Origin of the sequence: Spiractinospora alimapuensis, from assembly GCF_018437505.1 — a bacterium.
In the GTDB taxonomy this organism is placed as follows: domain Bacteria; phylum Actinomycetota; class Actinomycetes; order Streptosporangiales; family Streptosporangiaceae; genus Spiractinospora; species Spiractinospora alimapuensis.
In genome coordinates, this window is the sequence record NZ_CP072467.1 from 4,205,904 (window position 1) to 4,232,820 (window position 26,917).

Below are 26,917 nucleotides of genomic sequence, written 5' to 3' on the forward strand. Positions count from 1 at the left end.
CACCGTCTCACCCCCCGGCGGCCCCCGCCCAGTGCGGGGGCGGCGGGTGGACACGGCGAGTGTCCAGACAGCCCCGTGACGCAGCAGAGACACCCGCATCTCCTCACGGAGGTGCGCCTGTGGAAGGGCCATGCGCTGGCCCGTGACCACGAATCCCAATGAGGAGCACCCATGCAGCGCAGCAAGAACTACCGCCGGTCCAGCCAGCGGATCCCACGCGACCAGCCGCTCGCCCCGCCTGAGGCGGTGCAGCTGGCCAAGGACACCAGCACCGTGAAGTTCGACGCCACGGTTGAGGTGGCCCTGCGTCTCGGCGTGGACGCCCGCAAGGCGGACCAGATGGTGCGGGGAACCGTCAACCTCCCGCACGGCACCGGTAAGACCGCTCGGGTCCTGGTCTTCGCGACCGGTGAGAAGGCGGAGCAGGCCATCGCGGCGGGAGCCGACCACGTTGGCGACGACGAGCTGATCGAGCGGGTCCAGAAGGGCTTCCTCGACTTCGACGCCGTCGTGGCGACGCCGGACATGATGGGCAAGGTCGGCCGGCTGGGCCGCGTGCTCGGTCCGCGCGGCATGATGCCCAACCCCAAGAGCGGGACCGTCACGCCGGACGTCACCAAGGCCGTCACCGACATCAAGGGCGGGAAGATCGAGTTCCGGGTGGACCGGCACTCCAACCTGCACTTCGTGATCGGCAAGGTGTCCTTCACCAACGAGCAGCTTCTGGAGAACTACGGTGCGGCCCTCGACGAGGTCCTGCGGCTCAAGCCGTCCGCGGCGAAGGGGCGCTACCTCCGCAAGGCCACGATGACCACGTCCATGGGCCCCGGTATCCCGGTGGACCCGAACGTGACGCGTGTCGTCGCCGCTGGCTGATCTCGCGACATCGCACCCGGGATCGGTCGGGTGCGCGAGGTATTCACACGGCGGGGCCGGAGACACTCCGGCCCCGCCGTCGTCGTGTCGCTGGGCCTTCGCCACAGCCCACGTGGCCAACCCACTCTCCACGTCGCATATGATGAGTTTCGCCGAAGACCGCTGGTCGCTGTCCAATCGGGCAGCCTAAGGCCCCATCACCGATGGGCGGCCCGCGCAGGTTACACACGCGAGACGATGACGACCCCTCGGTCGTTCCTGACGCCCTGTGCCCTGCGCCGGGGCGTTCCTTGTTTCTACGCCGGGATCCTTCCCGCCCACGGTGACGCCCTGTCCAGCGTTCCCAGTTGGAAGGAGTCCCATGGCGAGGCCGGACAAGGCAGCCGCGGTGGCCGAGCTCACGGAGGAATTCCAGGGCTCGCACGGCGCCGTGCTGACCGAATACCGCGGGCTCACTGTCGCGCAGCTCAAGGAGCTGCGGCGCAACCTCGGCGAGAACGCGCGGTTCCGTGTCGTCAAGAACACGCTGACCAAGAGGGCGGCCAGCGAGGCCGGGTTCGACCAGGAGGTCGTCGACCTCTTCGAAGGTCCGTCCGCTGTCGCCTTCGTCCGTGGCGACGTCGTCGAGACGGCCAAGGGTCTGCGTGACTTCGCGAAGGCGAACCAGGCGCTGGTCATCAAGGGCGGTGTCATCGACGGTAAGCCGATGTCGCCGGAGCAGGTCACGAAGCTGGCCGACCTGGAATCCCGCGAGGTGCTTCTGTCGAAGCTCGCTGGCGCGATGAAGGCCAAGCAGGGCCAGGCCGCCGCCCTGTTCCAGGCGCTGCCGTCCAAGACCGTGCGACTTGCCCAGGCGCTGCACGACAAGCGCTCATCCGAGGCCTGACCGAACTACCGAGGGAAGAGAGAGACCTATCATGGCGAAGCTCAGCAACGAAGACCTGCTTGACGCTTTCGGGGAGATGACCCTCCTTGAGCTGTCCGAGTTCGTGAAGCTGTTCGAGGACAAGTTCGACGTCACCGCCGCCGCTCCGGCCGCCGTGGCCGTCGCCCCCGCCGGTGGTGGCGACGCCGCTCCGGCCGAGGAGGAGAAGGACGAGTTCGACGTCATCCTCGAGTCCGCTGGTGACAAGAAGATCCAGGTCATCAAGGAGGTGCGTGCGATCACCGGTCTCGGTCTGAAGGAGGCCAAGGACCTGGTCGACAACGCGCCGAAGCCGCTGCTCGAGGCCGCGAAGAAGGAAGACGCGGAGAAGCACAAGGAGACCCTGGAAGGCGCTGGCGCCACCATCACCTTGAAGTAATCCGCTCGTCGAGCGTTACGGGCGGTCGCCCCCAGCGGGGTGCGGCCGCCCTTCTCTATTGCGCGCACGTCTGTTCCACACGCCAACCACCCGCGGTTCACGTCGGTCGTGCTTCACGGCCGCAGGCGGGGGGCACACTGGGAGCCAGCCGCGGGAGAGCGCGCGACGCGCGACCGCGGACCGTCTCGCCCCTCGATGACGGACCTTCGACGACAGAGTCTGATGACGCGGTGCCTAAGGGACGCCCGTAACTACCGCCGTGGTGAGTCAGAAACGAACACCGTGGTGGGCGCGGCGGGAGTGTGCGCGGCCGGATGGGGCCGCGCCCAGGGAGCTTGTCCGCACGAACCGTCGCAGACTGCTAAGGTCATCCAGGTGGACACAGAGGTATGCCCGGCTGTCGCGTCGCTCACACCTAGCGTTTGCTGTGGGTCCTTTCACTTCGCGTGATTCGCCCTATCCGCGGCATCCGGGCTTGACGGATCCGTCGATCGGAGCGATGCTGCGTTGTGTCGTGACCAACTTCGGGGAGCGTCGTTGGACAGCAGTGTCGCATTCGGCTACACTGCCCTTTTGCGCTGCCCATTGACGATCCCAGTTCAGAGTCATGCTTCGTGTCCGCGTTCCAACTCCGGAACGCAGGGGGCATGTCGTCACTGAAAGAGCTTCCACCGCCGGCCCTGTGCCCCGGTCCAGCGCTTCGTGACCTCGGATCGTACGGCGTGCGCGCGCATCAACCGCCACAAGTCTTCGGAAGGACCTTCTGTTGGCAGCCTCGCGCAACGCCTCCGCTAATGCCCTCGGTCCACACCGCGTCTCCTTCGCTCGGAACAAGGAACCTCTCGAAGTCCCGAACCTGCTCGCTCTGCAGAGCGACTCCTTCGACTGGCTGCTTGGCAGTGACAACTGGAAGACCCGAGTCGCAGCGGCGAAGAACGACGGACGCCGGGACATCCCGGAGCAGTCCGGCCTCGAAGAGATCTTCGAAGAGATCAGTCCGATCGAGGACTTCTCCGGCACGATGTCGCTGTCGTTCCGCGACCATCGATTCGAGCCGCCCAAGTACTCCGAAGAGGAGTGCAAGGACAAGGACATGACCTACGCCGCACCGATGTTCGTGACGGCGGAGTTCATCAACAACGACACCGGCGAGATCAAGAGCCAGACGGTGTTCATGGGCGACTTCCCGCTCATGACCGCCAAGGGCACCTTCATCATCAACGGCACCGAGCGTGTCGTTGTCTCCCAGTTGGTGCGTTCGCCGGGTGTCTACTTCGACCGTCAGGTCGACAAGTCCTCCGACAAGGACATCTACGGCTGCAAGGTCATCCCGTCCCGTGGGGCGTGGCTGGAGTTCGAGATCGACAAGCGCGACTCGGTCGGTGTGCGCATCGACCGTAAGCGCAAGCAGGGTGTCACCGTTCTGCTCAAGGCCCTGGGGTGGACGAACGACAGGATCCTGGAGCGGTTCGGCCAGTACGAGTCGATCCGGACCACCCTCGAGAAGGACCCGACGTCGGGCACCGACGACGCGCTGCTGGAGATCTACCGCCGGCTGCGTCCCGGAGAGCCCCCGACGAAGGAGTCCGCGCAGACCCTGCTCGAGAACCTCTACTTCAACCCCAAGCGCTACGACCTCGCCAAGGTCGGCCGCTACAAGATCAACAAGAAGCTGGGGTTGGACACCGAGGTCAGCCAGGGAACACTGACCGAAGAGGACATCGTCGCCACGATCGACTACCTCGTCCGGCTGCACGCCGGCGAGGAGGAGATCGAGACCGCGCGGGGCACCCTGCCGGTCGAGACCGACGACATCGACCACTTCGGCAACCGTCGTCTGCGCACCGTGGGCGAGCTCATCCAGAACCAGGTCCGCCTGGGTCTCGCCCGGATGGAGCGGGTCGTGCGTGAGCGCATGACCACCCAGGACGTCGAGGCCATCACGCCGCAGACCCTGATCAACATCCGTCCCGTGGTCGCCTCGATCCGGGAGTTCTTCGGCACCAGCCAGCTCTCCCAGTTCATGGACCAGACCAACCCCCTGGCCGGGCTGACGCACAAGCGTCGTCTGTCCGCGCTGGGCCCGGGTGGTCTGTCCCGGGAGCGGGCCGGCTTCGAGGTCCGAGACGTCCACCCGTCGCACTACGGGCGTATGTGCCCGATCGAGACCCCGGAAGGCCCGAACATCGGCCTGATCGGGTCGCTGGCGGCGTTCGGCCGGGTGAACTCCTTCGGTTTCGTGGAGACGCCCTACCGCAAGGTCGACAACGGTCGGATCACCGACGAGATCGTCTACCTCACGGCGGACGAGGAGGACCGTTTCGTCATCGCGCAGGCGAGCACGGCTTCCGAGGACGACGGCACCATCATCGAGGACCGGGTCCTCGCCCGTCGGAAGGGCGAGGAGTTCGAGGCGGTCGCCGCGAACGAGGTCGACTACATCGACGTGTCGCCGCGCCAGATGGTGTCGGTCGCCACCGCGATGATCCCGTTCCTCGAGCACGACGACGCCAACCGCGCGCTCATGGGCTCCAACATGCAGCGCCAGTCGGTGCCGCTGCTGCGCAGTGAGGCGCCGCTGGTCGGAACCGGCATGGAGTACCGCTCCGCCACCGACGCCGGTGACGTGATTCTGGCGGAGAAGGCCGGTGTCGTCGAGGACGTCACCGCCGACTACGTCACCGTCATGGCCGACGACGGCACGCCGCACCTACCGGGTCGCCAAGTTCCAGCGCTCCAACCAGGGCACCTGCTTCAACCAGCGTCCCATCGTCGCCGAGGGCGACCGGGTCGAGGCGAACCAGGTCCTGGCCGACGGTCCGTGCACCGACACCGGTGAGACGGCCCTGGGCAAGAACCTCCTCGTGGCCTACATGTCGTGGGAGGGCCACAACTACGAGGACGCCATCATCCTGTCCCAGCGTCTGGTGCAGGACGACGTCCTTTCCTCGATCCACATCGAGGAGCACGAGGTCGACGCCCGGGACACCAAGCTGGGCCCGGAGGAGATCACCCGCGAGATTCCGAACGTCAGCGAGGAGGTCCTCGCCGACCTGGACGACCGCGGAATCATCCGGATCGGTGCCGACGTCGAGCAGGGCGACATCCTGGTCGGCAAGGTCACCCCGAAGGGTGAGACCGAGCTGACCCCGGAGGAGCGCCTGCTGCGCGCCATCTTCGGTGAGAAGGCCCGTGAGGTCCGCGACACCTCGATGAAGGTCCCGCACGGTGAGCGCGGCAAGGTCATCGGCGTCCGGGTGTTCAACCGGGACGACGGCGACGAGCTCCCGCCCGGTGTCAACGAGCTCGTTCGGGTGTACGTCGCGCAGAAGCGCAAGATCACCGACGGTGACAAGCTCGCTGGCCGGCACGGCAACAAGGGTGTCATCGCCAAGATCCTGCCGCAGGAGGACATGCCGTTCCTCGAGGACGGAACTCCGGTCGACGTCGTCCTGAACCCGTTGGGTGTTCCGGGACGTATGAACGTCGGTCAGGTGCTGGAGACCCACCTCGGGTGGATCGCGCACAGCGGTTGGGAGATCCACGGGGAGGAGGAGGAGTGGCAGCGGGCCATGGCGTCGGTCGGCGCGAGTTCGGCCGCTCCCGGCACGCGGGTCGCCACCCCGGTGTTCGACGGTCTGCAGGAGAGTGAGATCGGCGGGCTCCTGGCTTCCACCCTGCCCAACCCGGACGGCGACCGTATGGTCCACTCCGACGGTAAGGCCGTGCTGTTCGACGGGCGTACCGGCGAGCCGTTCAACGAGCGGGTCGCGGTCGGCTACACCTACATCCTGAAGCTGCTGCACCTGGTCGACGACAAGATCCACGCCCGGTCCACCGGCCCGTACTCGATGATCACGCAGCAGCCGCTGGGTGGTAAGGCGCAGTTCGGTGGCCAGCGCTTCGGCGAGATGGAGGTCTGGGCGCTGGAGGCATACGGTGCCGCCTACGCGCTGCAGGAACTGCTCACGATCAAGTCTGATGACGTTCTCGGCCGGGTCAAGGTCTACGAGGCCATCGTCAAGGGCGAGAACATTCCCGAGCCCGGTATTCCGGAGTCCTTCAAGGTCCTCATCAAGGAGATGCAGTCCCTGTGTCTCAACGTCGAGGTGCTCTCGAGTGACGGCATGTCGATCGAGATGCGTGACACCGACGAGGACGTCTTCCGGGCGGCGGAAGAACTGGGGATCGACCTGTCCCGGCGCGAGCCGAGCAGCGTCGAAGAGGTCTAGTTCGCGAACCAAGAGCAGGGGACGATATTCAAGTGCTCGACGTCAACTTCTTCGACGAGCTTCGGATCGGTCTCGCCACCGCCGACGACATCCGTCAGTGGTCGCACGGCGAGGTGAAGAAGCCGGAGACCATCAACTACCGCACCCTCAAGCCGGAAAAGGACGGGCTCTTCTGCGAGAAGATCTTCGGTCCCACCCGTGACTGGGAGTGCTACTGCGGCAAGTACAAGCGCGTGCGCTTCAAGGGCATCATCTGCGAGCGGTGTGGCGTCGAGGTGACCCGGGCGAAGGTTCGTCGTGAGCGCATGGGTCACATCGAGCTGGCCGCGCCGGTCACGCACATCTGGTACTTCAAGGGTGTGCCCAGCCGGCTCGGCTACCTCCTGGACGTCGCGCCCAAGGACCTCGAGAAGATCATCTACTTCGCGGCCTACATGGTCACGTGGGTGGACACCGAGGGCCGGGAGCGGGACCTGCAGTCGCTGGAGGCCAGCGTCTCGGTCGAGCGCCAGCACATGGAGCAGCGCCGTGACTCCACTGTCGAGGAGCGGCACCGCAAGCTGGAGAACGACCTCGCCGAGCTGGAGGAGCAGGGAGCGAAGGGCGACGCGCGCCGTAAGGTGCGCGAGGGCGCCGAACGCGAGATGCGCCAGATCCGGGACAAGGCCCAGCGTGAGTTGGACCGCCTGGAGGAGGTGTGGACCCGGTTCAAGAACCTGAAGGTCCAGGACCTCGAGGGCGACGAGATGCTGTACCGCGAGATGCGGGACCGTTTCGGCAAGTACTTCCGCGGTGGCATGGGCGCCCAGGCGATCCAGGAGCGGCTGGCCAGCTTCGACCTCGACGCCGAGGCCGAGAAGCTGCGCGAGACGATCCGCACCGGCAAGGGCCAGAAGAAGGCGCGTGCCCTCAAGCGGCTCAAGGTCGTGTCGGCGTTCCTGAACACGCGCAACAGCCCGAACGGCATGGTGCTGGACTGCGTTCCGGTCATCCCGCCGGACCTGCGCCCCATGGTGCAGCTCGACGGCGGTCGGTTCGCGACCAGTGACCTGAACGACCTGTACCGCCGGGTCATCAACCGGAACAACCGGCTCAAGCGTCTGCTCGACCTCGGTGCGCCCGAGATCATCGTGAACAACGAGAAGCGGATGCTGCAGGAGGCCGTCGACGCGCTGTTCGACAACGGCCGTCGTGGGCGTCCCGTGACCGGTCCGGGCAACCGGCCCCTGAAGTCCCTCTCGGACATGCTGAAGGGTAAGCAGGGGCGGTTCCGGCAGAACCTGCTGGGCAAGCGCGTCGACTACTCCGGCCGTTCCGTGATCGTCGTCGGTCCGCAGTTGAAGCTGCACCAGTGTGGTCTGCCCAAGCAGATGGCGCTGGAGCTGTTCAAGCCGTTCGTGATGAAGCGTCTGGTTGACCTCAACCACGCGCAGAACATCAAGAGCGCCAAGCGGATGGTCGAGCGGTCCCGCCCGGTGGTGTGGGACGTGCTGGAAGAGGTCATCACCGAACACCCGGTGCTCCTCAACCGTGCGCCCACCCTGCACCGCCTCGGGATCCAGGCCTTCGAGCCGCAGTTGGTCGAGGGCAAGGCGATCCAGATCCACCCGTTGGTCTGCACCGCCTTCAACGCCGACTTCGACGGTGACCAGATGGCGGTCCACCTGCCGCTGTCGGCCGAGGCGCAGGCCGAGGCCCGCATCCTGATGCTCGCCACCAACAACATCCTGAAGCCGTCCGACGGTAAGCCGGTCACCATGCCCACGCAGGACATGGTCATCGGGCTGTACTACCTGACGACGCTGAAGGAGGGCGCGGCCGGCGAGGGACGGGTGTTCCGCACCCCGGGCGAGGCCATCATGGCCCTCGACCTCGGGCAGCTCGACATCCGTGCGCGGATCCGCCTTCGGATGGAGGGCCACGTCCCGCCGCCGAAGGAGTGGGTGGCTCCGGACGGGCACACGCCCGGCGACCACTACATGCTGGAGACGACCCTCGGTCGGTACCTCTTCAACGAGACCACGCCCGAGGACTACCCGTTCGTCAACTACCAGGTCGGCAAGAAGCAGGTCTCCAACCTGGTCAACGACCTGGCGGAGAACTACTCCAAGGTGCAGGTGGCCTCGACGCTGGACGCGTTGAAGGACGCCGGCTACCGCTGGGCGACGCGTTCGGGCATGACCATCGGTATCGAGGACGTCGTGGCGCCGCCGAACAAGGCGACGATCCTGGAGTCCTACGAGCGTCAGGCCGACAAGATCCAGCGCGAGTACGACCGTGGTCTGATCACCGACGACGAGCGCCGTCAGGAGCTCACCGAGATCTGGACCAAGGCCACCGCCGACGTGGCCAAGGACATGGAGGACAACGCCTCCCCGGATAACACCGTCTGGATGATGGTGAACTCCGGTGCGCGTGGTAACTCCATGCAGGTCCGGCAGATCGCCGGTATCCGTGGTCTGGTCTCCAACACCAAGGGTGAGACCATCCCGCGGCCGATCAAGTCCAGCTACCGCGAGGGCCTGAGCGTGCTGGAGTACTTCATCTCCACGCACGGTCAGCGAAAGGGTCTGGCCGACACCGCTCTGCGTACCGCGGAGTCCGGCTACCTCACCCGACGGCTGGTGGACGTCGCCCAGGACGTCATCGTCCGCGAGATCGACTGTGGCACGGACCGTTCGGTCTGGCAGCAGGTCGGTGAGAAGAACGCCGCCGGCGAGGTCGTGCGCAAGTACAACGTCGAGAACGCCGGGTTCGGCCGCACCATCGCCGAGGACGTCGAGGTCGACGGGAAGGTCCTCTTCCCCGCCGGCACCGACACCTCCGAGGGCACCATCGACGCGCTGGTCGAGGCCGGCGTGGAGTGGGTCCGGGTGCGGTCCTCGCTCACCTGTGAGGCCCAGATCGGCGTCTGCAGCACCTGCTACGGCCGGTCCATGGCGACGGGCAAGTCCGTCGACGTGGGTGAGGCCGTCGGTATCATCGCCGCGCAGTCGATCGGTGAGCCCGGTACCCAGCTCACGATGCGGACCTTCCACATGGGTGGTTCCGCGGGTCAGGACATCACCCACGGTCTGCCCCGTGTGCAGGAGCTCTTCGAGGCACGGACCCCGAAGGGTGTCGCACCGATCAGTGAGGTCGACGGCCGGATCCGGATCGAGGAGACGGAGAAGAGCCGCAAGATCGTACTCATCCCGGACGACGGGTCCGACGAGATTCCCTACCCCGTCCCGATGCGCGCCCGCCTGCGCGTCTCGGAGGGTGCCCACGTCGTCGTGGGGGAGAAGCTCATCGAGGGTGCGATCAACCCGCACGAGGTGCTGCGGATCCAGGGGCCCCGGGCGGTGCAGCAGCACCTGGTCTCGGAGGTTCAGGAGGTCTACCGCTCGCAGGGTGTGTCGATCCACGACAAGCACATCGAGCTGATCGTGCGGCAGATGCTCAAGCGCGTCAACGTCCTGGAGTCCGGCGACACCGAGTTGCTGCCGGGCGAGATGGTGGAGCGTCCGAAGTTCGAGGCGATCAACCGTCAGGTCGTGGCCGAGGGTGGCGCTCCCGCCGCGGGACGTCCGGTCCTGCTCGGCATCACCAAGGCCTCGTTGGCGACGGAGTCGTGGCTGTCGGCCGCGTCCTTCCAGGAGACCACCCGGGTGCTCACCGAGAACGCGATTCACGGTAAGAGCGATCCTCTGGTTGGCCTCAAGGAGAACGTCATCATCGGTAAGCTCATCCCGGCGGGTACTGGAATGCCCCAGTACCGCAACATCCGGGTCGAGCCCACCGAGGAGGCGAAGGCGTCCATGTACTCGGTTTCCGCCTACGAGGAGCCCGGCGAGTACACGTTCGGCCAGGGCTCGGGTGAGGCCGTTCCGTTGGAAGAGTACGATTTCGGGCCGTACAGCCGGTGACCGGAGCAGTGCGCTGATTTGCAGTCGAACGGCGGTAGTCCACCCCGGTGGGGTGGGGCTACCGCCGTTCGCCGTCACAGCGGTAGTCCGGGACTGAAGGTCGAGTCTGGAGATAGAGACAGTGACACACAGTGGGGGGAACCCGGACGCGTGGCCGGCCGGGGAAAGTACTGCACGGGGGGACACTGGTGATCCCAGCTCGTGGTTCCGGCCCAGCGAGGATCGGCACCGCGCACAGGCGCATTACCAGGATCCGTACGACGACGAGCTGTCGCCTCGGGCACCGTTGGGGGACGGTACCGGCGAGGAGACGAATCCCGGCGACGGGCCCCCTTTGGGGCTCGGCGTGGACAGCGGTCCCGCGTGGGACATCGCGGCCGCGGAGCCGCTGGGTATGGCGGAGCCCTACCCGGACGCGCTCGGCGGTCCCTCACTCGGCGCACCGCTCGGTGGCGACACGACGGGAGTAGGGGAGGGCCAGGGAGGATCCGGCGACGCCCGGGAGCTGCCGCCCTGGGCGTCATCGACTCCCACCCCACTCCCCGATCACTTCGGTGGGGCGCCCGGTCCGGCGACCCCCGCCGCGCCGATGCCGCCGGTATCCGCCCACGAGTTCACCTCGGGGCAGGAGCCGTACTCGCCCACGGTTCCCCCTGGGACGTTGCCGTCGGGAACAGGGCCACCGACAGAGGCCCAGCCCACCACGCAGGGTTCGGACGGTGGCCCCGACCTGGGCTCTTCGCCGTTCGCGTACCCGGTCCCCGGGACTCCTACCTCCTATGACCCCACCGCCGAGGCGTGGAGCCCCCAGGGCCCCGGCCCCACGGACGCCTCCACGCCGGCAACGCCGTCTCCGGAGTTCCCCAGCGAGACGTTCGGCGGACACCTGGGATCCGTGGCGGAGTCCCAGCCCTTTCCCTCCGTTCCAGCCACGCACGGCGACCCCAGCGGTGCCGCCGCGGTGGAGTACGCAGCCATGGAACAGCCCCTGAGCGACCACTCCGCGGGCTGGGGATCCACCACCAACGACTCCGGCGACGCCCCGGCGGCGCCTGCACCGAACGACGCGCCTCCACCCAGCGGAAACACCTGGGCCTTTACACGTGACTCGGTCGAGTCCCTGATGCGCGACGCCGACCTGGAGCGTCCCGGCCCCCCGGCCGCCGAACCGTCCTTCTCGGAGTCGTCCCCGACGTCGACCGGTCCGTTCGGTGCGGTGGATCCGACGAGTGGCCCGGAGTCGCCGCAGTCCCCGACTGTTGGCGGGGACCCGTGGACATCGTCCGCGAGCGGCGGGGACTCGTGGACATCGTCGCCGTCGGCGGCGGACCCTTCGTGGTCGGAGCCGTCGGTGACCTCCACCGGTCCGTTCGGCACGACCGGCCCCGCGACCGGACCCGACTCGCGGCCGTTCTCGACGGCTGGAGGGGACTCATGGTCCCAGTCGGGGGCCGGGGAGTCGTGGACGGACCCGGCGACGGGTGCCATTCCCTGGTCGCCGTCGTCTCCGACTCCGACCGCTTCCTTCGGTTCGGTGAGTGCCCCGGACTCGCGCCCCTTCCCCGCGGTGGGCGGGGACGCGTGGACCCAGTCGACGTCGGGGGACGCATCGGCGTCCCCGGCGGTGGACCCTTCGTGGTCGGAGCCGTCGGTGACCTCCACTGGCCCGTTCGGCACGACCGGCTCCGCGACCGGACCCGACTCGCGGCCGTTTCCGGCGGCTGGAGGGGACTCGTGGGCACAGTCCACGACAACCGGCGACTCATGGACTCAGTCAGGGTCGGCGAGCGCCTGGTCATCCTCCGGCATCGGTGAGAGCCCCACCGGCTCGTCGACGTATCCGGGTGTCGGTGGCTACACGAACGGGCCGTCAACGGGGGACTGGGCGACACCGCCCTGGGCCACCGGGGAGACGACCGGCAGCCAACGGGTTCCGGACGAGCTGAGCCCGGAGACCCCGTGGGGTACTCCCGATCCGCTGTCGGGCTCAAGCGCGGCGGCCCCCTCGGCCACCGGAACCTGGGGTGTGACGTCGTCGAGTTCGGACCCCACGTACGGTTCCGGTTCTCTCACCGGCGGTCCGGGAACATCGGCGAGCGAGGCCCTGGGAATGGGCGAAGCCGATCAGGAGGGGCCGTCCACCCAGGAGTTCGCCACCGTTGAGGAGTTCGGGGAGGACGACGAGTACCAGCCTCAGGCCGAAGGGCCCTGGGACGTCACCGACTCCCGTGACGATGCCCACGGCGGGACGCCGGGGGAGGAAGTGGAGCTCGGTCAGGGGCAGTCCGCCGAGTTCGACAACCGGGGGGCCAACCGTGGTCTCCGGGCGCGCATCGGCAAGAACTCCTTCGCTGACGAGTTCCCCGACTTCGACGAGAGCCAGGGCGGAGAGGTCGTCTATCCGGGGTACGACAACATCGCCTACCTCCCGGAGACCGCCGGCACCGCCAAGGCCGTCCTGGGGTTGGGTATCGCTTCGGTGCTGTTCTTCCCCCTCGGGCTGATCCTCGGTGCGATCGGCCTGCTGCTCGCGCCGAAGGCCCGACGGAGTATCCGGGAGTCCAACGGCGAGCTCGAAGGTAACGGAATCGTTGCGGCTGGCGCGGTCCTGTCCTGCGTGGGGATTGTTCTCTTCGTCGTCGCCGTGATTCTCGCCGCTGTTGTGGTGCTGTTCTGAGCTGGTGTGGAACATGAGTGAGCAGCGAAGGAAGATCATCGCAGGATGCGACATGTTCGCTCGGCACAGACGGTAGACTCACACCAGGTTCACGGCGGTCGAAGTACCCTGCCCGAGACGTGACTCTGCGTTTTGACCAGGTCGCGGTCCTTAGGTAGGATCCAACTTTGTGCCCGTGATCCCACGGGCACACGTGTGCGTCTTTACGGTCCCTTCCGGCCTTTCGTGCCGAGTGTTGGGGGCTACAGGCGGCATGTGATGCCTTCCTCCCTGGAGAACCGGCTGCGGGGCCGGAGTGAGTAGCCGCCCCCTTGGCGTGGGGAGCAGGCCGACACGCCCGGGTGCGGGGGTCGGGGAAGCAGTCAAGTTTCAGCAGCTCGCGGAAGCGAGATCGCCAAACCGGCGTTGTCAGACGGGAAGACGGAGTCGCGGTGCCCACTATCCAGCAGCTGGTCCGCAAGGGTCGCCAGGACAAGACGACGAAGAACAAGACCCCGGCGCTCAAGGGGAGTCCGCAGCGTCGTGGTGTGTGTACACGTGTTTACACCACCACACCGAAGAAGCCGAACTCCGCCCTGCGCAAGGTCGCGCGTGTGCGACTGAGCAGCGGGATCGAGGTCACGGCCTACATTCCTGGCGTGGGTCACAACCTGCAGGACCACTCCATCGTCCTGGTGCGTGGTGGTCGTGTGAAGGACCTGCCCGGTGTCCGGTACAAGGTGATCCGCGGCGCTCTGGACACCCAGGGTGTCCGTAACCGCAAGCAGGCGCGTAGCCGGTACGGCGCGAAGAAGGAGAAGTAGAGATGCCCCGCAAGGGTCCCGCTCCGAAGCGACAGCTGATCACCGACCCCGTCTACGGCTCGCCGTTGGTCACCGCACTGATCAACAAGGTGCTGCTGGATGGCAAGCGTGCGCTCGCCCAGAACATCGTCTACGGCGCGCTGGAAGGCGCCCGGGACAAGACGGGCCAGGAGCCGCTGGTTCTGCTGAAGCGCGCCCTCGACAACGTGAAGCCCTCCCTCGAGGTGCGCAGCCGCCGTGTCGGTGGCGCCACCTACCAGGTGCCCGTCGAGGTCCGGGCGACCCGCAGCACCACCCTCGCGCTGCGCTGGCTGGTCCAGTACTCGCGTCAGCGTCGCGAGAAGACCATGACCGACCGCCTGATGAACGAGCTCGTCGATGCCAGCAATGGCCTGGGCGCCAGCGTCAAACGTCGGGAAGACACCCACAAGATGGCGGAGTCCAACCGGGCATTCGCTCACTACCGCTGGTGACACCCGGCGGGGACACCTGAGAGAGACCGAGAGAAGCCGAAACCATGGCTACCACAGCTCTTGACCTGGCCAAGGTCCGCAACATCGGGATCATGGCGCACATCGACGCGGGTAAGACCACGACGACCGAGCGGATCCTCTTCTACACCGGCGTGAACTACAAGCTGGGTGAAGTCCACGAGGGCGCGGCCACCATGGACTGGATGAAAGAGGAGCAGCAGCGGGGTATCACCATCACCTCCGCGGCGACCACCACGCAGTGGGACGATCACACGATCAACCTGATCGACACCCCTGGGCACGTGGACTTCACCGTTGAGGTGGAGCGCAACCTCCGAGTGCTCGACGGCGCGGTGGCGGTCTTCGACGCCAAGGAAGGTGTCGAGCCCCAGTCCGAGACGGTGTGGCGCCAGGCCGACCGCTACAACGTCCCGCGGATCTGTTTCGTCAACAAGATGGACAAGATCGGTGCGGAGTTCCAGCGCTGCGTCGACATGATCTCTGACCGTCTCGGGGCCACCCCGCTGGCCGTTCAGCTTCCGATCGGTGCCGAGGCGGACTTCAAGGGCGTCATCGACCTGATCCACATGAAGGCCTACGTCTGGAGCGAGGAGGCGTCCAAGGGCGAGGCGTACGACGTCATCGAGATCCCCGAGACGCACGCGGACGCCGCCCGCGAGGCCCACAGCAAGCTGGTGGAGTCGTTGGCTGAGGTCGACGACGAGATCATGGAGCTGTACCTGGAGGGTGAGGAGCCCACCGCCGAGCAGATGGTCCCCGCCATTCGTCGGGCGACGGTCACCAGTTCCGCCGTGCCGGTGCTGTGCGGAACCGCGTTCAAGAACAAGGGTGTGCAGCCGCTGCTCGACGCGGTCGTGGCGTTCCTTCCCTCGCCGCTGGACATCGAGGGCATCACCGGGCACGACCCCAAGGACGAGTCCGAGGAAGCCTCGCTCGTGCGTAAGCCCAGCGAGTCCGAGCCGTTCTCCGCTCTGGTCTTCAAGATCATGAGCGACCAGCACCTCGGCAAGCTGACCTACCTGCGCGTCTACTCCGGCGTGCTCGAGGCCGGCACCCAGGTGCTCAACAGCGTCAAGGGGCGCAAGGAGCGCATCGGCAAGATCTACCGGATGCACTCCAACAAGCGCACCGAGATCGAGCGGGTGGGCGCGGGCGACATCGTCGCGGTCATGGGTCTGAAGGACACCACGACGGGCGAGACGCTCTGCGACCAGAGCGCCCCGATCGTGCTTGAGTCGATGACCTTCCCGGCGACGGTGATCCAGGTCGCGATCGAGCCCAAGACCAAGAGCGACCAGGAGAAGCTCGGTACGGCGATTCAGCGCCTGGCCGAGGAGGACCCGTCGTTCCAGGTGCAGACCGACGACGAGACCGGTCAGACGGTCATCGCCGGCATGGGCGAACTCCACCTCGAGGTTCTGGTGAACCGCATGCGGGACGAGTTCAAGGTCGAGGCCAACATCGGTAAGCCGCAGGTCGCCTACCGCGAGACCATCCGCAAGAAGGTCACGAAGGTCGAGTACACCCACAAGAAGCAGACGGGTGGATCCGGGCAGTTCGGCCGGGTCATCATCGACCTCGAACCGTTGGCCGCCGACGGTGAGGGTGACACCAGCGGCTACGAGTTCGTCAACAACATCACCGGTGGTCGCATCCCGCGGGAGTACATCCCGTCGGTCGACGCCGGATGCCAAGAGGCGGCCGAGTTCGGCATCATGGCCGGATACCCCATCGTGGGGGTCAAGGTCACGCTTCAGGACGGTCAGTACCACGACGTCGACTCCTCGGAGCTGGCGTTCAAGGTCGCTGGCTCGATGGCGTTCAAGGAAGCGGCCCGCAAGGCGAGTCCCGCCCTGCTGGAGCCGGTGATGGACGTCGAGGTCACGACGCCCGAGGAGTACATGGGCGACGTGATCGGCGACCTGAACTCCCGCCGGGGGCAGGTGCAGTCGATGGGCGAACGTGCCGGTGCACGGATCGTCAAGGCGTTGGTTCCCCTGTCAGAGATGTTCGGCTACGTGGGTGATCTGCGCAGCCGCACGCAGGGACGCGCGCAGTACACCATGCAGTTCGACTCCTACGATGAGGTCCCGTCCAGCATCGCGGAGGAGATCATGGCGAAGGCGCGCGGCGAGTAGCCGACGCCCGCCAGTCAGGGAGCAAGCTCGTACGCCAAACGGCGTTAGATCCAGTAGGAGAAGTGCAGTGGCGAAGGCCAAGTTCGAGCGGACAAAGCCGCACGTAAACATCGGGACCATTGGTCACATCGACCACGGGAAGACGACGCTGACTGCGGCGATCAGCAAGGTCCTGCACGACGCGTACCCGGACCTGAACCCGCAGACGCCCTTCGACGACATTGACAAGGCCCCCGAAGAGCGCGAGCGCGGGATCACGATCTCCATCGCTCACATCGAGTACCAGACCGAGGCGCGGCACTACGCTCACGTGGACTGCCCGGGTCACGCGGACTACGTCAAGAACATGATCACCGGTGCCGCGCAGATGGACGGTGCGATCCTCGTGGTCGCCGCCACTGACGGCCCGATGCCGCAGACCCGTGAGCACGTGCTGCTCGCCCGTCAGGTCGGCGTTCCGTACATCGTTGTCGCCCTGAACAAGGCCGACATGGTGGACGACGAGGAGATCTTCGAGCTCGTCGAGCTCGAGGTGCGGGAGCTGCTCACCGAGCAGGACTTCCCCGGCGACGACCTCCCGGTGGTCAAGGTTTCCGCGCTGAAGGCCCTCGAGGGCGACGCGGACGCGGCCCAGGGTGTCCTGGAGCTGCTCAACGCCGTGGACGAGAACGTCCCGCAGCCCGAGCGTCCCGTGGACCAGCCGTTCCTCATGCCGATCGAGGACGTCTTCTCGATCACCGGCCGCGGCACCGTCGTGACCGGCCGCATCGAGCGCGGTATCGTCAACGTGAACGAGACCGTCGACATCGTCGGCATCAAGGAAGACAAGCAGACCACCACCGTTACCGGTGTTGAGATGTTCCGCAAGCTGCTGGACCAGGGTCAGGCGGGCGACAACGTCGGCCTCCTGCTCCGCGGCACCAAGCGTGAGGACGTCGAGCGCGGCCAGGTCGTGATCAAGCCCGGCACGACCACCCCGCACACCGAGTTCGAGGCCCAGGTTGTCATCCTGTCCAAGGATGAGGGTGGACGGCACACGCCGTTCTTCAACAAGTACCGGCCGCAGTTCTACTTCCGTACCACCGACGTCACCGGCGAGGTCACCCTCCCCGAGGGCACCGAGATGGTCATGCCCGGGGACAACACCTCGATGCACGTCCAGCTCATCCAGCCGGTGGCCATGGAGGAGGGCCTGAAGTTCGCCATCCGTGAGGGTGGTCGGACCGTGGGCGCTGGCCAGGTCACCAAGGTCATCAAGTAAGACGGCGCATTGGCGGTCGGACCGCGTGGACGGTCCGACCGCCCGTCATGAACGACGACATCGGGCTGGGGCCACCGCGAGCCTTAATCACGCGGTGGCACTTAAGACACTGAAGCGAAGGACGGCAAGGCCACCATGGCGGGACAGAAGATCCGCATTCGGCTCAAGGCCTACGACCACGAGGTCATCGACAGCTCGGCGCGCAGGATTGTCGAGACTGTCACGAGGACCGGCGCACAGGTCGCTGGCCCGGTGCCGTTGCCGACGGAGAAGAACGTTTACTGCGTTATCCGCTCACCGCACAAGTACAAGGACTCGCGGGAGCACTTCGAGATGCGCACGCACAAGCGGCTGATCGACATCATCGATCCGACGCCCAAGACCGTGGACTCCCTCATGCGGCTTGATCTCCCGGCGGGCGTCGACATCGAGATCAAGCTGTAGGGGACGCACAGACATGGTCATGACAAAGCAGATCAAGGGCATCGTGGGCGAGAAGCTCGGCATGACCCAGGTCTTTGACGAAGACGGCAAGGTTACGCCCGTGACCGTGCTGAAGGCCGGTCCGTGCGTCGTAAGCCGAATCCGTACGCAGGACGCGGACGGTTACACCGCGGTCCAGCTCGGGTTCGGCAACGTCAACCCGCGCAAGGTCAACAAGCCCCTCGGCGACTACCTGCGTCGGCACGAGCTGACCCCTCGGCGTTACTACGTCGAGGTGCGTACGGGTGACGCGGAGGAGTACAGCCTCGGTCAGGAGCTGACCGCGGACCTGTTCGCCGCCGGCGACAACGTCGACGTCACGGGCAAGAGCAAGGGCAAGGGTTTCGCCGGTGTGATGAAGCGCCACGGCTTCCACGGCCTCGGCGCGTCGCACGGTACCCAGAAGAAGCACCGTTCCCCGGGTTCCATCGGGGGATGCGCGACGCCTGGACGCGTTTTCAAGGGAATGCGGATGGCGGGCCGCGCCGGCAACGAGCGCACGACGGTCCAGAACCTGCAGGTGCACTCGGTGGATCCGGAAAAGGGCCTCATCGTGGTCAAGGGCGCCGTTCCCGGCCCCAACCGCGGTCTGGTCGTGGTTCGCACCGCGGTGAAGGGGGCGAGTAACTGATGGCGGCCATCGAGGTCACGACGCCTGAGGGTGCGGCCGGCCGTACCGTCGAGCTGCCCGCTGGGATTTTCGAGCAGCAGGTGAACATCCCGCTGATCCACCAGGTCGTGGTGGGCCAGCAGGCCGCGGGCCGGCAGGGCACGCACTCCACCAAGACCCGCGGCGAGGTCCGCGGTGGTGGCAAGAAGCCGTACCGGCAGAAGGGCACCGGTCGCGCCCGCCAGGGATCGATCCGCGCACCCCAGTTCACTGGTGGTGGCGTGGTGCACGGTCCCAAGCCGCGCGACTACACCCAGCGGACCCCCAAGAAGATGAAGGCGGCCGCGCTCCGGGGCGCGTTGACGGACCGGGCCAACCACGGCCGGATCCACGTCGTCACCGAGTTCGTCGGCGAGGACGTCACCGCCAAGCGCACGCAGACGGCACTGCGCGTTCTGCGGGAGATCACGCAGAACAAGCGGATCCTGGTGGTGCTCGAGCACGAGGACCAGGTCAACCGGCTCGCGCTGCGTAACCTCCCCGAGGTGCACCTGCTGGACGCCGACCAGGTGAACACGCAGGACGTGCTGCTCTCCGACGACATCGTGTTCACGGAGAAGGCGTACGAGTCGTTCCTGCGCCACTGTGAGAAGCGCGCCGGTGGCGTGCGCGAGGAGGCTGCGCAGTGAGGATCGTCGACCCCCGGGACATCATCATCGAACCGGTGATCTCGGAGAAGAGCTACGGGCTGCTGGACGAGAACAAGTACACGTTCATCGTCCGTCCCGACGCCAACAAGACCCAGATCCGTCTGGCTGTCGAGAAGATCTTCGAGGTCAAGGTCACCAACGTCAACACGCTTAACCGCCCCGGGAAGCGCAAGCGCACCCGGTTCGGGTTCGGGCAGCGTCCCGGTACCAAGCGCGCGATCGTGAGCGTGGCAGAGGGCGACCGAATCGACATCTTCGGCACCTGATCCGTCAGGTCCGACTGAGTGTCCCAGAAAGGAATGCGCGAAGAAGATGGGCATTCGCAAGTTCAAACCAACGACGCCCGGGCGGCGTGGCGGTAGCTCCAGCGATTTCGTGGAGATTACCCGCTCCGAGCCGGAGAAGTCGTTGGTCCGTCCGCTCCACTCCAAGGGTGGGCGTAACAACAACGGCCGTATTACCGCACGGCACCAGGGCGGCGGGCACAAGCGCGCCTACCGCGTCATTGACTTCCGTCGCGACGACAAGGACGGCATCCCGGCGAAGGTCGCTCACATCGAGTACGACCCGAACCGTACCGCGCGGATCGCGCTGCTGCACTACGTCGACGGCGCCAAGCGCTACATCCTCGCTCCGGCCGGGCTCGGCCAGGGCGACAAGATCGAGAACGGCCCCCAGGCTGACATCAAGCCGGGCAACTGCCTGCCGCTGCGCAACATCCCCACCGGCACGATGATCCACGCGGTGGAGCTGAAGCCGGGTGGCGGCGCCAAGCTGGGCCGTTCGGCCGGATCCTCCATCCAGCTCCTCGCCAAGGAAGGCGCGTACGCGACGCTGCGGATGCCCTCCGGCGAGATGCGCCAGGTGGAGATCAAGTGCCGCGCCACCGTGGGACAGGTCGGCAACGCCGAGCAGTCCAACATCAACTGGGGCAAGGCCGGCCGCATGCGGTGGAAGGGCCGTCGGCCCACCGTCCGTGGTGTTGTCATGAACCCGGTGGACCACCCGCTCGGTGGTGGTGAGGGCAAGAGCTCCGGTGGGCGTCACCCAGTGAGCCCGTGGGGTAAGCCCGAAGGCCGTACCCGGAAGAAGGGCAAGCCCAGTGACCGGCTCATCGTGCGTCGGCGTAGCAAGAAGAAGCGGTAAGGAGCACGTCCGATGCCACGTAGCCTAAAGAAGGGACCCTTCGTTGACGAGCACCTTTTGAAGAAGGTGCAGGTTCAGCTTGAGAAGGGCAGCAAGAACGTCATCAAGACCTGGTCACGCAGGTCCATGATCATTCCAGAAATGATCGGTCTGACCATTGCGGTTCACGACGGCCGCAAGCACGTCCCCGTGTTCGTCTCGGAGACCATGGTCGGCCACAAGCTCGGTGAGTTCGCTCCGACGCGCACTTTCCGCAGCCACGTTAAAGAGGACCGCCGCAGCCGCCGATAGGTGGCCGTCGACGGACGTCGAAACAGTTGCCATCCCCCCACGGGGGACGAGTTTTGCGAGGGAAGAGCGATGGAAACGAGGGCACAGGCACGGTTCGTCCGTGTTACGCCCCGAAAGGCCCGCCGTGTGGTGGACCTGATCCGCGGGCTGCCCGCAGACGAGGCACAGGCGGTGCTGCGGTTCGCGCCACAGTCAGCGAGTGAACCGGTGGGCAAGGTGCTCGCGAGCGCCATCGCCAACGCCGAGCACAACGACGAGCAGGACCGCGACAGTCTGGTGGTCAGCCGCGCCTGGGTGGACGAAGGTCCGACCCTGAAGCGGATCCAGCCGCGAGGCTTCGGTCGTGCTTTCCGGGTGACCAAGCGAACGTCACACATCACCGTTGTCGTCGCGTCGCCGGACAGCGAGACCGTCGGGGCCTCGTCCACTACGAGCAAGGGAAGGACCCGATAGTGGGGCAGAAGATCAACCCGCACGGGTTCCGGCTGGGCATCACCACCGACTTCAAGAGCCGGTGGTACGCCGACAAGCTGTACAAGGACTACGTCAAGGAGGACGTGGCGATCCGCCGCCTCCTCACCCGGGGCATGGAGCGCGCCGGAATCTCCAAGGTGGAGATCGAGCGCACCCGCGACCGGGTTCGGGTGGACATTCACACCGCCCGTCCCGGCATCGTGATCGGCCGTCGGGGAGTCGAGGCGGACCGGATCCGCGCCGACCTTGAGAAGCTGACCAAGAAGCAGGTCCAGCTCAACGTCCTTGAGGTGAAGAACCCCGAGATCGACGCTCAGCTCGTCGCTCAGGGTGTCGCGGAGCAGCTGTCAAGCCGGGTCTCGTTCCGACGGGCTATGCGTAAGGCAATCCAGGGCGCGATGAAGGGTGGCGCCAAGGGCATCCGCGTTCAGTGTGGTGGACGCCTGGGTGGGGCTGAGATGTCCCGCTCGGAGTTCTACCGCGAGGGACGCGTGCCCCTGCACACCCTCCGTGCCGACATCGACTACGGCTTCTACGAGGCCCGTACGACCTTCGGGCGTATCGGCGTCAAGGTGTGGATCTACAAGGGCGAGGCCCCGCAGACCCGCGCCGAGCGCGAGGCGGCCCAGGCGGCACAGCGTGCCGCCGGCGGTCCGCCGAGCGGTGGCCAGCAGCGTCGTGAGCGTTCGTCGCAGCGTCGTCGTCGTGGTGGCCAGCAGGGCGGTCAGCAGGGTGGAGCCCCGGCTCAGGCGAGCCAGGGATCCGGCCAGCAGGCGTCCGCTCCTGAGGCCGCGGCGAAGCCGTCCTCCGAGGGAGAGGGGAGCTAGACATGCTGATTCCCCGGAAGGTCAAGTACCGCAAGCAGCACCACCCGAGCCTCAGGGGCCGGGCCAAGGGCGGTACCACCATCAACTTCGGTGAGTTCGGCATTCAGGCGCTGGAGTCGGCGTACGTCACGAACCGCCAGATCGAGGCCGCGCGTATCGCCATGACGCGACACATTCGTCGTGGCGGCAAGGTCTGGATCAACATCTTCCCGGACCGTCCACTGACGAAGAAGCCGGCCGAGACCCGCATGGGTTCCGGTAAGGGTTCTCCCGAGTGGTGGGTCGCGCCGGTCAAGCCCGGACGCGTCATGTTCGAGCTGTCGGGTGTTCCGGAGTCGGTGGCCAAGGAAGCGCTCCGTCGCGCGATGCACAAGTTGCCGATGAAGTGCAAGTTCGTCAAGCGCGACACATGGGAGTGAGTGCAGTTCCCATGAATCGTGAAGCACAGTCAGGCAAGTTCGCACAGTGTGAAGTGGAGGCGTGATGGCCAAGTCCCAGACCGCCGAGGAGCTTCGGGACCAGTCCTTGGAGGACCTGGTCGCCAAGCTCAAGGAGTCGAAGGAGGAGCTGTTCAACCTCCGCTTCCAGGCAGCCACAGGCCAGCTCGACAACCACAGTCGGCTGCGTATCGTGCGCAAGGAGATCGCCCGGATCTACACGGTCATGCGTGAGCACGAACTCGGCATCTTGCGACTGGCCGGCGAGTCGGCTGAGGAGACGAAGGAAGAAGCAGCCGAATGAGTGACACCGGTACCGCCGAGGTTCGCAATTACCGCAAGACGCGTGAAGGCTACGTGGTCAGCGACAAGATGGACAAGACCGTTGTCGTCGAGGTCGAGGACCGTGTGAAGCACGCGCTTTACGGCAAGGTGATCCGGCGCACGAAGAAGTACAAGGCTCACGACGAGGCGAACACCTGCGGCGTGGGCGACCGGGTTCGCCTCATGGAGACCCGCCCGATGTCCGCGACCAAGCGCTGGCGCGTCGTGGAGATCCTGGAGAAGGCCAAGTAGCCCAAAGCAAGCATCAGGAGCAGACGTGATTCAGCAGGAGTCGCGACTCAAGGTCGCCGACAACACGGGTGCCAAGGAGATCTTGACCATCCGTGTCCTCGGCGGCTCGGGCCGGCGCTACGCGGGCATCGGCGACACCGTGGTCGCGACGGTGAAGGACGCCTTGCCCGGCGCCGGAGTCAAAAAGGGCGATGTCGTCAAGGCCGTCGTGGTCCGGGCCGCCAAGGAGCGGCGCCGGCCGGACGGCTCCTACATCCGCTTCGACGAGAACGCCGCAGTCCTCATCAAGGATGGTGGGGACCCGCGGGGAACCCGTATCTTCGGTCCCGTCGGCCGTGAGCTGCGGGACAAGAAGTTCATGCGCATCATCTCGCTAGCGCCGGAGGTGCTCTGACCATGTCGGGTTTGAAGATCAAAAAGGGTGACGAGGTCATCGTCATCGCCGGCAAGGACAAGGGAGCCACGGGGACGGTCGTCAAGGCCCTTCCCCGAGAGGACCGCGTCGTTGTCGAGGGCGTGAACATCATCAAGAAGCACAGGCGAGCGAACCGCGCGGGCGGGCAGCAGGGTGAGGTCATCACCCGCGAGGCCCCGATCCACGTCAGCAATGTCGCGATCGTGGAGGACGGCAAGCCCACGCGCGTCGGTTACCGCTTCGAGGAGGACGGGACCAAGGTCCGTATCTCCCGCCGTACCGGTAAGGACATCTGATGACGGTAACAGCCGACGACAGGGCCGCCCCACCGGTACCGCGGCTCAAGGAGACGTACCGCAACGAGATCGTTCCCGCGCTGCGGGACGAGTTCGGCTACGCCAACGTGATGCAGGTTCCCGGGATCGTCAAGGTCTCGGTGAACATGGGTGTTGGTGAGGCCGCCCGGGACGCGAAGCTGATCCAGGGCGCGGTCGCCGACATCTCCCTGATCACCGGGCAGAAGCCGCGGATTAACCGCGCGCGTAAGTCCATCGCGCAGTTCAAGCTGCGTGAGGGCATGCCGATCGGTGTGAACACCACCATCCGGGGCGACCGGATGTGGGAGTTCCTCGACCGCCTCCTCAGCCTTGCGCTTCCGCGAATCCGGGACTTCCGGGGGTTGTCGCCCAAGCAGTTCGACGGTCAGGGCAACTACACCTTCGGGTTGACCGAGCAGGTCATGTTCCACGAGATCGACCCGGACAAGGTCGACCGTCAGCGGGGCATGGACATCACCGTCGTCACGACGGCGACCACCGACGAGGAGGGGCGCAGCCTGCTCCGGCGGCTCGGATTCCCCTTCAAGGAAGCCTGAGGGGAAGAGTATGGCGAAGAAGTCACTGATCGCGAAGGCGAACCGGAAGCCGAAGTTCTCCGTGCGCGCGTACACTCGTTGCTCGCGGTGCGGACGGCCCCGTGCGGTTTTCCGCAAGTTCGGGCTGTGCCGGATCTGCTTCCGGGAGATGGCCCACCGCGGCGAGCTGCCGGGCATCACCAAGTCCAGCTGGTAGCTGGCAGCCGGCGCCCCAGCCGGACACAGACAGAATCAACCGGGTGTTCACCGCGGTATGGCACGAGCGATCGCTCGCGCCCGAACGCGTGAACATCCATGACTACACCGCAGGTCCGCCTCGTGCTAGCGCGGGGGAACGGTTGTGACCGGGAGTGAGATCCCGCAGCGGAAACCGCGGTGAGGAAGGGCCAATCGGCCATGACGATGACCGACCCGATCGCAGACATGTTGACGCGTCTGCGCAACGCGAACTCGGCGTATCACGAGACCGTGAGCATGCCGTTTTCCAAGATCAAGGCGCACATCGCCGAGATTTTGCAGAAGGAGGGCTACGTCCAAGGGTGGCGGACCGCCGAGGCGCCCGTGGGGCAGAACCTTGTGGTCGACCTGAAGTACGGCCCCACCCGGGAGCGCTCCATCGCCGGACTGCGCCGGGTCTCCAAGCCGGGGCTGCGGGTGTACGCGAAGAAGGACAACCTGCCGCGCGTACTCGGCGGCCTGGGCGTTGCCATCATCTCGACGTCCGGTGGACTGATGACCGACAAGCAGGCGAAGAAGAATGGCGTGGGCGGCGAAGTCCTCGCCTACGTCTGGTGAGGGAGGGATTGTGTCGCGTATAGGTAGGCTGCCGATCCCGGTTCCCTCGGGTGTCGAGGTGACGGTTGACGGGCAGCACGTCAAGGTCAAGGGCTCCAAGGGCGAGCTCTCGCACACGGTTGACCATCCGATCATCGTTGAGGTGGAGGACGGCACCATTCAGGTGAGCCGTCCGGATGATCTTCCGGCCACTCGCTCGCTGCACGGGCTGACCCGTGCGCTGCTGGCGAACCTGATCCAGGGTGTGTCCCAGGGCTTCACCAAGACCCTGGAGATCACCGGCGTGGGTTACCGCGTCGTGTCGAAGGGCTCCGGACTGGAGTTCTCCCTGGGCTACAGTCACACGATCCCGATGCAGCCGCCGGAGGGCATCACCTTCCGGGTGGAGAAGCCGACGCTTCTGCACGTGGACGGGATCGACAAGCAGTTGGTTGGGCAGGTCGCGGCCAACATTCGTGCCCTGCGCAAGCCTGACCCGTACAAGGCGAAGGGCGTGCGCTACCAAGGCGAACGGATCCGCCGCAAGGCCGGGAAGGCTGGTAAGTAGGCATGTCGAAGTCCGTGAAAGTGGGGAGCTCCGCTTCCCGCGACGCAGCCCGGGCACGGCGCCACCGGCGGGTCCGCAAGAAGGTGGCCGGTACGCCGGTCCGTCCGCGTCTGGTTGTCACGCGTTCGCTGAGGCACATGGTGGCCCAGGTCATCGACGACGTTGCCGGCCACACGCTGGCTTCCGCCTCGACGATGGACACCTCCCTTCGTTCTGCGACGGCGGAGAAGACCGACAAGGCCCGGCAGGTTGGGGAGCTCGTCGCCGAGCGCGCCAAGCAGGCCGGAGTCACCACGGTCGTGTTCGACCGTGGAGGCCACAAGTACCACGGCCGGGTCGCCGCAGTCGCCGATGGGGCGCGCAGTGGGGGGCTGGAGCTGTGAGCGGAGTTAGCACCCCCGGGCAGGAACTGCCCGTTGACGAGATGAGGGATCACTGATGGCTGCAGCACCGCGGCGCGGCGCCGGCGGCGAGCGGCGGGAGCGCCGCGACGATCGCCGCGGCGGCTCCGCCGACAAGGGTGTCTCTTACATCGAACGTGTTGTGAAGATCAACCGCGTGGCGAAGGTCGTCAAGGGCGGGCGTCGCTTCAGCTTCACCGCACTCGTGGTGGTGGGCGACGGTGACGGGATGGTCGGTGTCGGTTACGGCAAGGCCAAGGAAGTTCCCGCCGCCATCGCCAAGGGTGTCGAAGAGGCCAAGAAGAACTTCTTCAAGGTCCCGCGGATCCAGGGCACCATCACCCACCGGGTCCAGGGCGAGGACGCCGCCGGAGTCGTGCTCCTGCGGCCGGCCGCTCCCGGTACCGGTGTTATCGCCGGTGGTCCGGTGCGTGCGGTTCTGGAGTGCGCGGGTATCCACGACATCCTCAGCAAGTCGCTGGGGTCGTCCAACCCGATCAACATCGTGCACGCCACCGTCGCCGCCCTGCGGGGTCTGAGCCGTCCGGAGGAGATCGCGGCCCGCCGTGGTCTTCCGCTGGAGGAGGTCGCCCCGGCCGCCATGCTGCGCGCACGCGCGGAAGCGAAGGCGGTCTAGC

General features: G+C 66.3%; 30 protein-coding genes and 1 pseudogene. 30 read left to right on the forward strand and 1 reads right to left on the reverse strand.

Translation table 11 applies throughout. The annotated features are described in order from the left end of the window. Positions 1-171: 171 nt before the first annotated feature. From rplA to J4H86_RS19675, 6 genes and pseudogenes are all read left to right on the forward strand, one after another. Positions 172-876 (forward strand): 50S ribosomal protein L1, encoded by a 705-nt coding sequence (rplA, locus tag J4H86_RS19650; RefSeq protein ID WP_236539347.1) that lies wholly within the window; start codon positions 172-174, stop codon positions 874-876. Between the two features lie 361 nt (positions 877-1,237). After that, complete coding sequence (gene rplJ, locus J4H86_RS19655; protein WP_236539348.1) at positions 1,238-1,762, forward strand: 50S ribosomal protein L10; 525 nt, start codon at positions 1,238-1,240, stop codon at positions 1,760-1,762. Positions 1,763-1,793: 31 nt separating this feature from the next. Continuing rightward, positions 1,794-2,180 (forward strand): 50S ribosomal protein L7/L12, encoded by a 387-nt coding sequence (gene rplL, locus J4H86_RS19660; protein WP_236539350.1) that lies wholly within the window; start codon positions 1,794-1,796, stop codon positions 2,178-2,180. A 766-nt stretch (positions 2,181-2,946) separates the two neighbouring features. Continuing rightward, positions 2,947-6,412 (forward strand): annotated as a pseudogene (gene rpoB / locus J4H86_RS19665) (DNA-directed RNA polymerase subunit beta). A 32-nt stretch (positions 6,413-6,444) separates the two neighbouring features. Beyond that, positions 6,445-10,320, forward strand: coding sequence for a DNA-directed RNA polymerase subunit beta' (locus J4H86_RS19670; protein WP_236539351.1), 3,876 nt, complete (start codon positions 6,445-6,447; stop codon positions 10,318-10,320). A gap of 1,272 nt (positions 10,321-11,592) precedes the next feature. Further along, positions 11,593-12,135, forward strand: coding sequence for a hypothetical protein (locus tag J4H86_RS19675; RefSeq protein WP_236539353.1), 543 nt, complete (start codon positions 11,593-11,595; stop codon positions 12,133-12,135). A 39-nt stretch (positions 12,136-12,174) separates the two neighbouring features. Here the strand turns inward: J4H86_RS19675 and J4H86_RS19680 are convergent, their stop codons facing one another. Next, on the reverse strand, positions 12,175-12,393 hold the full coding sequence (locus tag J4H86_RS19680; RefSeq protein WP_236539354.1) for a hypothetical protein: 219 nt from the start codon (positions 12,391-12,393) through the stop codon (positions 12,175-12,177). Positions 12,394-12,430: 37 nt separating this feature from the next. On the opposite strand from J4H86_RS19680, the gene J4H86_RS19685 reads away from it, so the two are divergent. From J4H86_RS19685 to rpsE, 24 genes are all read left to right on the forward strand, one after another. Further along, on the forward strand, positions 12,431-12,997 hold the full coding sequence (locus J4H86_RS19685) for a hypothetical protein (protein ID WP_236539355.1): 567 nt from the start codon (positions 12,431-12,433) through the stop codon (positions 12,995-12,997). 431 nt (positions 12,998-13,428) lie between these two features. Next, positions 13,429-13,800, forward strand: a complete 372-nt coding sequence (rpsL, locus tag J4H86_RS19690; protein WP_236539356.1) for a 30S ribosomal protein S12 — start codon at positions 13,429-13,431, stop codon at positions 13,798-13,800. Between the two features lie 2 nt (positions 13,801-13,802). Continuing rightward, a complete protein-coding gene (rpsG, locus tag J4H86_RS19695; RefSeq protein WP_236539357.1) occupies positions 13,803-14,273 on the forward strand; it encodes a 30S ribosomal protein S7 in 471 nt (156 codons plus the stop codon). Positions 14,274-14,317: 44 nt separating this feature from the next. Further along, positions 14,318-16,432: an elongation factor G gene (gene fusA, locus J4H86_RS19700; RefSeq protein WP_236539358.1), complete on the forward strand. Its 2,115-nt coding sequence runs from the start codon at positions 14,318-14,320 to the stop codon at positions 16,430-16,432. Between the two features lie 67 nt (positions 16,433-16,499). Beyond that, the gene (gene tuf, locus J4H86_RS19705) at positions 16,500-17,693 is read left to right on the forward strand and encodes an elongation factor Tu (protein WP_236539360.1); all 1,194 of its coding nucleotides are present in this window, start codon (positions 16,500-16,502) and stop codon (positions 17,691-17,693) included. Positions 17,694-17,828: 135 nt separating this feature from the next. Then, entirely contained in the window at positions 17,829-18,137 is a 309-nt protein-coding gene (gene rpsJ, locus J4H86_RS19710) for a 30S ribosomal protein S10 (protein WP_236539362.1), read from the forward strand. A 19-nt stretch (positions 18,138-18,156) separates the two neighbouring features. After that, the gene (gene rplC, locus J4H86_RS19715) at positions 18,157-18,807 is read left to right on the forward strand and encodes a 50S ribosomal protein L3 (RefSeq protein WP_236539364.1); all 651 of its coding nucleotides are present in this window, start codon (positions 18,157-18,159) and stop codon (positions 18,805-18,807) included. Then, positions 18,807-19,475: a 50S ribosomal protein L4 gene (gene rplD, locus J4H86_RS19720; protein WP_236539365.1), complete on the forward strand. Its 669-nt coding sequence runs from the start codon at positions 18,807-18,809 to the stop codon at positions 19,473-19,475. The genes rplC and rplD overlap by 1 nt, the downstream gene beginning before the upstream one ends. Beyond that, positions 19,472-19,762: a 50S ribosomal protein L23 gene (gene rplW / locus J4H86_RS19725; RefSeq protein WP_236539366.1), complete on the forward strand. Its 291-nt coding sequence runs from the start codon at positions 19,472-19,474 to the stop codon at positions 19,760-19,762. Before rplD ends, rplW begins: the two co-directional genes overlap by 4 nt. A 46-nt stretch (positions 19,763-19,808) precedes the next feature. Then, complete coding sequence (gene rplB, locus J4H86_RS19730; RefSeq protein ID WP_236539368.1) at positions 19,809-20,642, forward strand: 50S ribosomal protein L2; 834 nt, start codon at positions 19,809-19,811, stop codon at positions 20,640-20,642. A 12-nt stretch (positions 20,643-20,654) separates the two neighbouring features. After that, positions 20,655-20,933 carry a 30S ribosomal protein S19 gene (gene rpsS, locus J4H86_RS19735; protein ID WP_236539369.1) on the forward strand — a complete coding sequence of 93 codons (279 nt, stop codon included), beginning with the start codon at positions 20,655-20,657 and terminating at the stop codon, positions 20,931-20,933. A 69-nt stretch (positions 20,934-21,002) separates the two neighbouring features. Further along, a complete protein-coding gene (gene rplV, locus J4H86_RS19740; protein ID WP_236539370.1) occupies positions 21,003-21,386 on the forward strand; it encodes a 50S ribosomal protein L22 in 384 nt (127 codons plus the stop codon). Beyond that, a complete protein-coding gene (rpsC, locus tag J4H86_RS19745) occupies positions 21,386-22,234 on the forward strand; it encodes a 30S ribosomal protein S3 (protein WP_236539372.1) in 849 nt (282 codons plus the stop codon). The genes rplV and rpsC overlap by 1 nt, the downstream gene beginning before the upstream one ends. A 2-nt stretch (positions 22,235-22,236) precedes the next feature. Further along, positions 22,237-22,653, forward strand: coding sequence for a 50S ribosomal protein L16 (rplP, locus tag J4H86_RS19750; protein WP_236539373.1), 417 nt, complete (start codon positions 22,237-22,239; stop codon positions 22,651-22,653). A gap of 64 nt (positions 22,654-22,717) precedes the next feature. Next, positions 22,718-22,975: a 50S ribosomal protein L29 gene (rpmC, locus tag J4H86_RS19755; protein WP_236539374.1), complete on the forward strand. Its 258-nt coding sequence runs from the start codon at positions 22,718-22,720 to the stop codon at positions 22,973-22,975. Further along, a complete protein-coding gene (gene rpsQ / locus J4H86_RS19760) occupies positions 22,972-23,247 on the forward strand; it encodes a 30S ribosomal protein S17 (protein WP_236539375.1) in 276 nt (91 codons plus the stop codon). The genes rpmC and rpsQ overlap by 4 nt, the downstream gene beginning before the upstream one ends. 25 nt (positions 23,248-23,272) lie before the next feature. Further along, positions 23,273-23,641: a 50S ribosomal protein L14 gene (rplN, locus tag J4H86_RS19765; protein WP_236539376.1), complete on the forward strand. Its 369-nt coding sequence runs from the start codon at positions 23,273-23,275 to the stop codon at positions 23,639-23,641. 11 nt (positions 23,642-23,652) lie between these two features. Continuing rightward, the gene (gene rplX / locus J4H86_RS19770) at positions 23,653-23,958 is read left to right on the forward strand and encodes a 50S ribosomal protein L24 (RefSeq protein ID WP_236544098.1); all 306 of its coding nucleotides are present in this window, start codon (positions 23,653-23,655) and stop codon (positions 23,956-23,958) included. Further along, on the forward strand, positions 23,958-24,536 hold the full coding sequence (rplE, locus tag J4H86_RS19775; protein WP_236539377.1) for a 50S ribosomal protein L5: 579 nt from the start codon (positions 23,958-23,960) through the stop codon (positions 24,534-24,536). Before rplX ends, rplE begins: the two co-directional genes overlap by 1 nt. Positions 24,537-24,546: 10 nt before the next feature. After that, positions 24,547-24,732: a type Z 30S ribosomal protein S14 gene (locus tag J4H86_RS19780; RefSeq protein ID WP_236539378.1), complete on the forward strand. Its 186-nt coding sequence runs from the start codon at positions 24,547-24,549 to the stop codon at positions 24,730-24,732. A 200-nt stretch (positions 24,733-24,932) separates the two neighbouring features. Then, entirely contained in the window at positions 24,933-25,331 is a 399-nt protein-coding gene (rpsH, locus tag J4H86_RS19785) for a 30S ribosomal protein S8 (protein WP_236539379.1), read from the forward strand. Positions 25,332-25,341: 10 nt separating this feature from the next. Further along, entirely contained in the window at positions 25,342-25,878 is a 537-nt protein-coding gene (gene rplF / locus J4H86_RS19790) for a 50S ribosomal protein L6 (protein ID WP_236539381.1), read from the forward strand. A gap of 2 nt (positions 25,879-25,880) precedes the next feature. Beyond that, entirely contained in the window at positions 25,881-26,261 is a 381-nt protein-coding gene (rplR, locus tag J4H86_RS19795; protein WP_330932435.1) for a 50S ribosomal protein L18, read from the forward strand. Between the two features lie 55 nt (positions 26,262-26,316). Next, positions 26,317-26,916 (forward strand): 30S ribosomal protein S5, encoded by a 600-nt coding sequence (gene rpsE, locus J4H86_RS19800; RefSeq protein WP_236539383.1) that lies wholly within the window; start codon positions 26,317-26,319, stop codon positions 26,914-26,916. Position 26,917 lies beyond the last annotated feature (1 nt).